This window comes from Siccirubricoccus soli (assembly GCF_024178315.1).
Lineage (GTDB): Bacteria > Pseudomonadota > Alphaproteobacteria > Acetobacterales > Acetobacteraceae > Siccirubricoccus > Siccirubricoccus soli.
In genome coordinates this window covers 1-10171 of sequence record NZ_JAMZIK010000105.1, presented here as the reverse complement: position 1 = coordinate 10171, position 10171 = coordinate 1, and the positions used below count along the sequence as shown (strand labels likewise).

General features: G+C 70.8%; 13 protein-coding genes and 1 tRNA gene. All 14 read left to right on the top strand.

Annotation, left to right across the window (positions count from 1 at the left end; translation table 11 throughout):
- Window positions 1-503, top strand: a 503-nt coding sequence (locus NJ376_RS16930) for a transposase (protein WP_252954464.1), incomplete at its 5' end; no start/stop codon positions are given.
- A gap of 102 nt (window positions 504-605) precedes the next feature.
- On the top strand, window positions 606-1544 hold the full coding sequence (thyX, locus tag NJ376_RS16925; RefSeq protein ID WP_252954463.1) for an FAD-dependent thymidylate synthase: 939 nt from the start codon (window positions 606-608) through the stop codon (window positions 1542-1544).
- The gene (locus NJ376_RS16920) at window positions 1541-2149 is read left to right on the top strand and encodes an HD domain-containing protein (RefSeq protein WP_252954462.1); all 609 of its coding nucleotides are present in this window, start codon (window positions 1541-1543) and stop codon (window positions 2147-2149) included. Before thyX ends, NJ376_RS16920 begins: the two co-directional genes overlap by 4 nt.
- On the top strand, window positions 2149-2397 hold the full coding sequence (locus NJ376_RS16915) for a hypothetical protein (RefSeq protein ID WP_252954461.1): 249 nt from the start codon (window positions 2149-2151) through the stop codon (window positions 2395-2397). The genes NJ376_RS16920 and NJ376_RS16915 overlap by 1 nt, the downstream gene beginning before the upstream one ends.
- Before the next feature lie 61 nt (window positions 2398-2458).
- Window positions 2459-3511, top strand: a complete 1053-nt coding sequence (locus NJ376_RS16910; protein WP_252954460.1) for a TauD/TfdA family dioxygenase — start codon at window positions 2459-2461, stop codon at window positions 3509-3511.
- Window positions 3511-3924, top strand: a complete 414-nt coding sequence (locus NJ376_RS16905; RefSeq protein ID WP_252954459.1) for a RidA family protein — start codon at window positions 3511-3513, stop codon at window positions 3922-3924. Before NJ376_RS16910 ends, NJ376_RS16905 begins: the two co-directional genes overlap by 1 nt.
- 31 nt (window positions 3925-3955) lie before the next feature.
- Entirely contained in the window at window positions 3956-4633 is a 678-nt protein-coding gene (locus NJ376_RS16900; RefSeq protein ID WP_252954458.1) for a DUF1028 domain-containing protein, read from the top strand.
- Window positions 4633-5595 carry a Bug family tripartite tricarboxylate transporter substrate binding protein gene (locus NJ376_RS16895; protein WP_252954457.1) on the top strand — a complete coding sequence of 321 codons (963 nt, stop codon included), beginning with the start codon at window positions 4633-4635 and terminating at the stop codon, window positions 5593-5595. The genes NJ376_RS16900 and NJ376_RS16895 overlap by 1 nt, the downstream gene beginning before the upstream one ends.
- Window positions 5596-5651: 56 nt before the next feature.
- Window positions 5652-5728: transfer RNA gene (locus tag NJ376_RS16890), tRNA-Pro, on the top strand.
- A gap of 683 nt (window positions 5729-6411) precedes the next feature.
- Window positions 6412-7155, top strand: a complete 744-nt coding sequence (locus NJ376_RS16885) for a LuxR C-terminal-related transcriptional regulator (RefSeq protein WP_252954456.1) — start codon at window positions 6412-6414, stop codon at window positions 7153-7155.
- A gap of 336 nt (window positions 7156-7491) precedes the next feature.
- Window positions 7492-8436, top strand: coding sequence for a response regulator transcription factor (locus NJ376_RS16880; protein ID WP_252954455.1), 945 nt, complete (start codon window positions 7492-7494; stop codon window positions 8434-8436).
- A 382-nt stretch (window positions 8437-8818) separates the two neighbouring features.
- Complete coding sequence (locus tag NJ376_RS16875) at window positions 8819-9391, top strand: hypothetical protein (RefSeq protein ID WP_252954454.1); 573 nt, start codon at window positions 8819-8821, stop codon at window positions 9389-9391.
- 309 nt (window positions 9392-9700) lie between these two features.
- Window positions 9701-9925 carry a hypothetical protein gene (locus tag NJ376_RS16870; protein WP_252954465.1) on the top strand — a complete coding sequence of 75 codons (225 nt, stop codon included), beginning with the start codon at window positions 9701-9703 and terminating at the stop codon, window positions 9923-9925.
- A 36-nt stretch (window positions 9926-9961) separates the two neighbouring features.
- Window positions 9962-10171 (top strand): hypothetical protein (locus NJ376_RS16865; protein WP_252954453.1); only part of this gene is annotated, 210 nt, incomplete at its 3' end.

Genomic DNA, 10171 nt, shown 5'->3' with positions numbered 1-10171 from the left:
CCGGCCCCGGCCGTCCCATCCCGGAACTCCGCCAGCGGATGGACGCCATCTTCCACCTCGCCTGCAGCGCCGAGCCCTGGCGCGCCCTGCCGCCCGCCTTCGGCAAGCCGGACACCGTCTCCCGCTGCTTCCGCCGCCTGACCCATGCCGGGCTCTGGCAGCGCCTGCTGCGCGCTCTGGTGGATTTGTCCGAAACCCACACGCTGCGCGCCATCGAGGCCTGGATCACCCGCGCCTGCCGCCGCGCCGCGCGCATCCTCGGCCTCGGCTTCATCGTGCTGATCCGCCGCCTCGGCCTGCTCTCCGCCCTCAACGGCCCGCCCTGGCTGCTGCCGGACCCGGAATGGGCGGAAAGCCTGGCTCGCAGCATCCCGGTGCCGGCGGCGCCGAGTCCCGCCGGCTTCCGCCGCCTCTGCCAGGGGTTGCGCCTGCTGCGGCGCCTCCATCGCATCGCCGTCGGCCGCCGCCGCATCCCGCGCTGCCTTCGGCTGGCCTGGGCCTGAGGGCGCCCCGGCTTGCCGGCCGGCCCGTGCCGGGCTACCCGCGACTGTTTTTTTGGGGCGGCGGCCGGATCGCCGCCCGCAGCAGGCGAGAGGGGCCGCAGCATGCCTTTGAGCGAGCAACAGATCGCCGACATCACCGCCGCCCGCACGGCGGACTCCCGCACCCTCCGCCCCACCGTCCCGGCGCTGGAGGCGATGCTGTTCCACGCCACTCCGGTGCTGGACCACGGCTTCCTCCGCGTCATCGACTACATGGGCGATGATTCCGCGGTGGTGCAGGCCGCCCGTGTCTCCTATGGCCGGGGCACCCGCGCCGCGAACGAGGATCGCGGCCTGATCCGCTACCTCATGCGCCATCGCCACTCGACCCCCTTCGAGATGTGCGAGATCAAGTACCATGTGAAGCTGCCGATCTTCGTCGCGCGGCAATGGATCCGCCACCGCACGGCCAACGTGAACGAGTATTCGGCGCGCTACTCGATCCTGGACAAGGAATTCTACATCCCGGCGCCCGAGCATCTGGCGGCGCAATCCACCGTCAACCGCCAGGGCCGCGGCGACATCCTGACGGGCGAGGAGGCCGCCGAGGTGCTGCGCCTGCTCCGCGCCGACGCCGCCCAGGCCTATGATCACTACGCCTGGATGCTGAACGAGGGGCATGACGACCAGGGGCCCGACCCCGCCCGCCAGGGCTTGGCGCGGGAACTGGCGCGGATGAACCTGACGCTCAACACCTATACGCAATGGTATTGGAAGACCGACCTCCACAACCTCTTCCACTTCCTCTCCCTGCGCGCCGATCCGCACGCCCAGTACGAGATCCGCGCCTATGCCGAGGCGATGCTGGAGACGGTGAAGGCCTGGGTTCCCGCCAGCTACGAGGCCTTCTGCGACTACCGTCTCGGTGCCGCGACGCTGTCCGCCGGCATGCTCGCCGTGGTCCGCCGCCGCCTGGCGGGGGAGCAGGTGGGGCAGGCGGAGAGCGGCCTCTCCAAGCGCGAGTGGCGCGAGCTGATGGAGATGCTGGGGCTGCCGGCGTGAGCCCGGACCGCGTCGCCGCCATCCTCGACTTCCTGGCGCTGGCCGACCGGCTGAAGCTGGTGGAGCGGCGCGGCCGCATCCCGCTGCCGGACGGCACCACCCGCCGCGAGAACAGCGCCGAGCATTGCTGGCACCTCGCACTGGTCGCGGTGCTGATGGCGGGCGAGGTCGCCGAGCCCATCGATCTCGGCCGTGTCCTCACCATGGCCGCGGTGCATGACCTGGTGGAGATCGAGGCGGGGGATTCCTACGCCTACGACCCCGCCGCCCAGGCCACGGCGGCGGAGCGGGAGCGCGCCGCCGCCGACATCGTCTTCGCCGCCCTGCCGCCCGACCTCGCGGCGCGCCTCCGCGCCGCCTGGGAGGAATTCGAGGCGGGCGAGACCCCGGAGGCTCGCTTCGCCATGGCCTGCGACCGCGCCCAGGGCTTCCTGCAGAATGTGCTCAGCCAGGGGCTGGCCTGGCGGGAGCATGGCGTGGCGGCCCCCACCACCCATCCCCGCATGCAGCCCGCCATGGCGGTGGACCCCGCCTTCGCCGCGCTGATCGGCGCCCTTTACGCCCGCGCCGAGGCAGGGGGGATGTTCGCCGGGGCCAGGGGCTGATGCCCGCCGCCCGGGCCGGTACCCGCGGCCCTGTCCGCGCTGCGGCCCGTGGCGGCAAGCGCGCCGCCGCCGCCGCCGCCACGCCGCTGGCCGGCTGGCGCCGCTGGGCCTGGGTCGGCGCCCTGGTCGCCGCCGTCACCATCGGCCTGCCCCTGGCCCATGCCTTGTTCGGGGAGGTGGTGGCGCTGCTCGGCGGCGCGATGCTGCTCGGCTTCCTGCTCGGCCGCTGGACGGCCCCGCGGCGATGAGCGCTTCACAGGGGGTGCATCTCGGCTAGGCTCCCTCCGGCGCAGCGGAAGGATGGCGACCATGAGCCGATCCCCTCTCACCGGCCCCTGGGTGTGGACCGGGGTGGAGATGGCGGAACGCCAGGACTGGGTCTGGCAATGGGCGACCGACGAGGTGGCGGAGCTGCTGGCCGCCGGCCAGTCCATCCTGCGCAGCGGCCGGCCGCTCGAGAAGATCTCCGCCCCCGATGTCCCGCTGCCGAAGACCGCGGCGAAGCTCGCCCTGATCCTCCGCGACCTCGAGGCAGGGCCCGGCCTCGTCAATCTGCGCGGCCTGCCCGCGGATGTGCCGCCCGTCCTGCTGCGCGCCGTGCTCTGGGCCATCGGCCGGCATCTCGGCACGCCCGTCTCACAGAGCAAGCATGGCGAACTGCTGGGCGAGGTGACGGATACCGGCGACCGGCTCGGCGATCCCGGCGCCCGCGGCTACCGCACCGGCGGCAAGCTGCGCTTCCATACGGATCGCTGCGACGTGGTCGGGCTGCTCTGCGTCCGGCAATCCCTCTCGGGCGGGGACAGCCTCATCGTCTCCACCCCCGCCATCCACAACGCCATGCTGGAGCGCCGGCCGGACCTGCTCGAGCTGCTCTTCCAGCCCTGGTACCACAGCCGGCAGCAGGAGGAGCGGCCGGGCGAGGACCCGTGGTACGTCAACCCGGTCTTCGCCCTGCACCAGGGCCGCTTCACCAGCCAGTATTCCCGCAGCTTCATCGAGAGCGCGCAGCGCTTCCCGCAGGTGCCGCGGCTGACCGCGGCGCAGGAGGAGGCGCTCGACCTGCTCGCCGCCCTGGCGCAGGAGCTGGCGCTGCACACCCGCATGGAGCCGGGCGACATCCAGTTCCTCAACAACCACGTCACCTACCATGCCCGCACCGCGCTGCTGGACCATGCGGACCAGGCGAGGAAGCGCCTGCTCTACCGCCTCTGGCTCGCCGTGCCGAACAGCCGGGCGCTGCCGGAGGATTTCGCCGAGCTCTGGGGCCCGACCGCGCCCGGCGCGGTGCGCGGCGGCGTGGTGGCGGCGGCGGGCTATCGCAGCCCGCTCGACCTGACCCTGGCCGGGGAGACCGCGTGATGGCGCATCGCCGCATCCGTCCCTTCAACACCAGGGACACCTACCCCGAGCAGAAGCTCGACAACGATCTCTGCCAGGCGGTGGTGGCCCGCGGCACCATGGTCTTCCTCCGCGGCCAGTGCCCGCAGGAGCTGGAGGGCGGCGCCAATGTCGGCCTCGGCGACCCGGTCGCCCAGACCCACAAGGTGATGCAGAACATCCGCCAGCTCCTCGAGGAATCCGGCGCGCGGATGGAGCATGTGACGAAGCTCGTGGTGTACCTGACCGATATCCGCCACCGCGAGCCGGTCTATCGCACCATGGGCGAGTATATCCGCGGGGTGCATCCGGTCTGCACCGGCCTCGTCGTCGTCGCGCTGGCCCGGCCGGAATGGCTGGTGGAGATCGACGCCACCGCGGTGATCCCCGAATGAGCGCCGCGGCGCAGGGCGCGGGGAGGGGGGCATGACCTTCTCCGTCAGCGGCCGCTGCCCCCGCAGCGGCGAGTTCGGCATCGCCGTCGCCTCCTCCTCCCCTGCCGTCGCGGCGCGCTGTGCCCATGCGCGGGCTGGGGTTGGCGTGGTGGCGACCCAGAACGTCACCGATCCGCGGCTCGGGCCGCAGGGGCTGGGGCTGCTGGAACAGGGGCTCCCGACCGAGGCGGCGCTGGCGCGGCTGCGCGCCGAGGCGCCGCATATCGAGTACCGCCAGCTCGCCCTGCTGGGGCGGGAGGGGCCGCCCGCCTGCTTCTCCGGCGCCCGGGCGCTCGGCGTGCATGCGGAGGTGGTGGGGCGGGATTGCGTTGCCCTCGGCAATCTTCTCGCCAATCCCGGCGTGCCTGCCCGCATGGTTGCGGCCTTCGAGGCGATGCCGGAGGCCTCGCTCGGCACCCGGCTGATCGCCGCCATGCGTGCCGCGGTGGCGGCGGGCGGGGAGGCGGGGCCGGTCTTCTCCGCCGGGCTGCTGGTGGTGCGGGACCAGCCCTGGCCCATCGCCGACCTTCGGGTGGACTGGGTCGAGCAGGAGCCGATCGAGGCGCTGGCCAAGCTCTGGACGCTGTGGGAGCCGCAGCAGGAGGCCTATGTGAACCGCGCCCTCAACCCCGGTGCCGCGCCGGCCTATGGCGTGCCAGGAGAGCTGTGATGCGCCGTCGTGCCCTGCTGGCGGGGCTGGCCCTGCTGCCCGCCCCGTCCCGCGCCCAGGGAAGCTGGCCGGAGAAGCCGGTGCGCATTCTGGTGGGCTTCCCGCCCGGCGGCCTGACGGATGTGCTGGCCCGGGTGCTGGCGAATGCGCTGCAGCCGCGCTTCGGCCAGCCCTTCCTGGTGGAGAACCGCACCGGCGCCTCCGGCATCATCGCCGCGGAGCTGGTGGCGAAATCCCCGCCGGATGGGCACACCCTGCTGCTGGCGCATCCGACGGCTGTCGCCATCGCCCCGGCATTGGCCCAGCGCCTGCCCTTCGACGGTGCCCGCGCCTTCGCCCCGGTGACGCTGCTGGCGCGGCAGCCGCATGTGCTGCTGGCGAAAGGGGATTCGCCCTGGACCTCGCTTGCCGATCTGGTGGCGGAGGCAAAGCGGCGGCCGGGGGCGATCACCTTCGCCTCCTCCGGCGTCGGCTCCGTCCAGCACATCCAGGCCGAGCAATTCTGCATGGCGACGGGGATCGAGGCGGTGCACGTGCCCTATCGCGGCTCCGCCCCGACCATGACGGATCTCGCCGCCGGCCAGGTGCATTGGGTGATCGACGGCGTCGGGGTCTCCGCCCCGCTGATCGAGGCCGGGTCGCTGAAGGCGCTCGGCACCGCGGCGCCGCGACGGATCGCCCGCTGGCCGTCGCTGCCGACCTTTGCCGAGCAGGGGGTGGAGGGCGTGGTCCCCGGCTCCTGGTTCGGGCTGATGGGGCCGGCGGGGATGCCGCCCAGGCTGGTGGCGGCGCTGGCCGAGGCCGCCGCCGCGGCGCTGACGGGGGCGGAGGCGCAGCGGGCGCTGACCAGCGCCTCGGCCGAGGCAGCGGCGGAGGGGCCGGAGGCTTTCGCCAATTTCCTGGCGGTGGAGACCGGGCAATTCCGCGCCCTGGCGCAGCGGACCCGGATCTCGCTGGAGTGAGTGGCGGCGGAGGGGGGTAGCGGCCGGGCGAGGCCGGTGCTACTGACGCCGCCGCACGGACCGTAGCGCAGCCTGGTAGCGCACTTGACTGGGGGTCAAGGGGTCGTGGGTTCAAATCCCGCCGGTCCGACCAGCGCCCCTTCGCCGGGCGCCATGCTGCTCGCCGCCATGCACCCGATCCCTACGCCGGGGCCATGGGGTACCGATGACAGCCGCCGCCATCGCTCCTGGCCTTGATGCCGGGCATTGCCGTGCCACGCCGTCTTCCTCGGAGAACCTGTCCGCACGTGGCGTCGGCGCGCTGCCTGGCGGGATATCGGAGCTTGCCGTCGGAGTGTGACAGGCTGAGGTCGGACCGACCGAAACCGTGACTCGCGCGACCGGACGGCGAGCTGGAACGGGATGGGTGGCGAAGGTCAGCCGAAGCCGCTCCAATGTCGTGCATGATACCGAGTACGCGTCAATAATATGGCGCATTCTCGCCTAGCGGTTGCTTCGGAATTGTTTTGAAATTTTCGGCAATTTGAGCTTACTGATAACTTACGTGGATATAATGCCGACGCGCCGTTCGTGACTGCAAGTGAACCATGCCGGACTCCTTGGCCGACGGGATGGCGGGATGGCGGGGGAGCAGGGCCGAGCGTCGCATCGCGATGGCTGGTCGGGCCCCCGATGGGCCATTGCCCAAGATTGCTTGCCGAGGTCGACAGGACATTACTGCCGGGACCGTCTCTGATTTTTGCCTGCGAAAAAAACATTCGCTGAGAACTGAATAAAAATCGGCCTGACCGAAAAAGGTTGGCGTGGGAGGAGAGCATGAGACCCAAGGAAATAAGCCATATTGTTTCGGATCCATGCATTATTTTGGTCGATGACTATCCAGTTAGGCGAGCGGGCCTGTCCCGGTTTCTGAACTTCAGCGCGGAATGCAACAACGAGGTGTTCCGGGTCCAGGAAAGGTCGATGTCCGAGGAGTTCGACCCCGGCCCCGACATCGCCCTGGTGCTCGTCAATATCGGCAGCGTCTCGGCATCGACCCCCAAGCTCCAGCAATATCTGCAGGGGCTGGTGAAGCGGATGGGCGATGTCCCCGTGGCAGTGCTCTCCGACCGGCAGGAGGCAGGCGACATCATCGCCGCGCTGGAGGCCGGGGCGCGCGGCTACCTCACGACGCTGATGGAGCCCGGCGTCATGGTCGGCGCGCTGCGCTTCATCATCGTCGGTGGCGTCTTCTTCCCGCCGGATGTGTTGCTCGACCTTTCGGTGCACGGTTCGGGCGTCGTCCGGCACGGCACGATCACGCCCCGCCCGGGCGGCGCGTCCGCCTGGCCGGTCCCGCGCGAGACCTTGACCGCCCGCCAGGCCGATGTGCTGCGGCTGCTGCGGCAGGGCCAGTCCAACAAGCGGATTGCCCGCGATCTTGGCATGTGCGAGTCGACCGTGAAGGTTCACGTCCGCCAGGTCATGCGCAAGCTCGGGGTCGCCAACCGGACCCAGGCGGCGCTCTGCGAACTCGATCCCGCCCTCGCGCCATCGCCAACGGGCTACCTCGCCATCTGACGCACCTTGCCGTTCGCGCCGCCTCCAGGCGCCAGGCCGGCGCGCGCGACGACGTGCCGGAGCAGGACATCCGACCAGATGAGGCCATCTGATCGGATGCCGCCCGGGCGAGGCCGCCTGGCCTGCAGACGCCCCGGGCGCTCCTGGTCCCGATCCTCGCCCTGACGGCCTCCCGCAGCGCCGCTGCCGCGACATTGCGCCATCCTCCGGCGCCTGCAGGGCGTACGCCGCATGGCGTAACCGCGGCACGCCGCCGCCGCCGGCCGCAGAACGATGATCCTCCACATAGGCAGGGCAGGCCGCGGACTATCACCTCAGGCGAATTGCGGCGCACCGATGCAACGGCGCATTCTTTCGGCGCGTCATCCATTCCGTTGCTGCGCCATGAAGACGTGGCGCAGGACCCGACGCACTGGCCGACGCATCTTCGGCAATGGAGGAAGTGCCGTGCAGGAGACCTCGGCGACGGGACCTCATCGGATCGTCCTCGTGCTGGACCAACAGGCGCTGCGGCGTGCCAGCATAGCGGCGTTCCTGCAGGACTGGGCGCTCGGCAACCGGGTCGTGGTCGAGACCGGACCGGCGGACATGACGGACGCGGTCGTCACGGCGGGCAAGCGGATCGCCCTCTGCATCCTCAATGTCGGCGGCATGTCGGTGGAGGAGTCCAGCCCATCCGAATGGCTGAAGGCCGCGAACGCCTCGCTGCCGGAGACGCCGCTGGTCGTCGTCTCGGACCGCGAAAGCCCGAGCGCAATCATCGCCGCGCTCCGCGCCGGCGTGCGGGGCTTCATCGGAACCTCCACCGAGCCACGCCTCGCGCTCGCGGCCTTCACCTTCATCATGAACGGCGGGTGGTATTTCCCGCCCTCGGCGCTGCTGGGTCCCTGGTCGATCACCGCCTCAGCCGGCCACAGCCCGAATGGCCGCAACGGCAACGAGTCGGTCGACCGGCGGCTCCATGCCCTGACCAGGGAACAGCTGGCGGTGCTCTCGCACATGCGCAGCGGCATGCCCAACCGGCAGATCGCTGCGCTGCTCGGCATTTCCGAGGCGTCGGTCAAGGTGCATGTCCGGCAGGTGATGCGGAAGCTCGGCGTGTCGAACAGGACGGCGGCGGCCCTCGCATCCTCCGGCACCGCGCTGGCGACGGCGCACGGCGCCGAGGAGGCCGGCATGCCGGCAGCGCCGATCCGGCTGGCTCCGGCAGCGGCGCGCGTGGCGATGGGCGCACTGGCGGCACCGCCGCATGGCGCGGTGCCCCGCGGTCCGGAGCCGTAGAGCGGCATCGATCGAGCTTCGGCCGCTTTGGCCAGTCCGGCATCGGGCCGCCTGCATCGAGTCTTCGCTGCGGCTGCTTCAGGCGCCCGGGCGCCGCGTCCGGGCAGCGGTCATCCTCTGACCGTCTCGGCACCGGCCGGAGAACGCAGGAAGGGGTAGCCGCCTTCACCCGCCGTCGTACGCCCATTGCGCGGCCGTCTCCGCCCTCGGTCGAAGCGCGGGGCAGACGCCCGCAAAATTCGCTCGTGCCACCGCCCTCATTGCGCCGCCCGGGCACGGCGATACGCGCGATAACCGCCGCTGCCCCATCCGCGCACCGACAAGGGCGCCGGGCTGCGGGCGCGCGCACCACGCGTGGAACAGCCATGAGGAGAACTGAGCCATGGCCAAGCGTATCACCGGTACCTATGGCGCCGGCAGCAACTGGAGCAAGGCCGGCACCGACGTCGCCTCGAGCGCCGAGGGAACGGCGGCGAGCATGGGGGCGGAGGCCGTCGCCATCGGCGACAACACCACTGCGGCAGGCGACGTATCGCTTTCGGTGATCGACCGGGGCAGGGTCACGACGGTGCGCGGCGATGCGACCGCCTCTGCCACGGCGGACGGGGGCGGGACATACGCCGCCGCCTCGACCTATGCGGATGTCGATGGCGCCGACTTCGTCGTGACCCGCACGGTGAGGGGATCGACCGATGGCGCAGCCACCTCCACCACCAAGGTCTTCGCCATCGCGATCGACGGCTTCGACCTTCCCCACGGGCCGATCGAGATCAACACGGTCCACGACGTACCCGTGCGCGGCCCGCGGCCGGGCTCGATCGACGGCAACCTGGCTCACATCTCCGCCTCGGCCACGGCCGCCGGCGACGCCAGCATCACGCTGACCCAGACCCATAGCCTCACGACCGACGACTACTCCTACGTCGCCGGGGACGCCTACTCCATGATCGGTTGACGCCTTGCGGCCCGTCTCCCGCTCCTCCCGGCGGCCGAATGCGGCCGCGCGGATCATCCGCCGGAAGGGGAGGCGGGGCGGGCCGGCTTCGGGAGAGGTATCGCGGCGGCGAGGGCGGCTGCCGAAAGACGTAGATGGAAGGCAGGACTGCGATGCGTTCCGCTGAATGCGCCTACGCCCGTCCAATTGGTTCTTAGCCGCTTGCCACTTTGACCCTCCGGCGCCGCGCGCCCTACCAGTTGCGGGCCGGCATCGACCGGCCTGGCCGCAGCGCGGGCTGCAAGCACAAGCACCGGAGAGGAGACCGACATGTCCTGGTATGACGTCGACTTCAACAGCTACATCGAGCTCACGCTGGTCAACTATGTCGATAGCTACGTCTACGCCGACGCCGACATCTACGACAACACGGCGAAGGCGGTGGCGGACGCCTCGGCCTCCGGCGACAACACCTTCACCGCCACCGGCACCAGCACCTCCACCAGCGACTGGCACTCGAGCTCCAACTCGGTGTCCGAGTCCGCCACGGACTGACGCCGCCTGACAACGCTTCCGAAGGGGAGAACGACAATGTCCTGGTATGACGTCGACTTCAGCAGCTACATCGATCTCACGCTGTACAATTGCGTGGAGAGCTACGTCTACGCCGACGCCGACATCTCCGACAACACGGCGAAGGCGGTGGCGGATGCCTCGGCCTCCGGCGACAACACCTTCACCGCCACCGGCACCAGCACCTCCACCAGCGACTGGCACTCGAGCTCCAACTCGGTGTCCGAG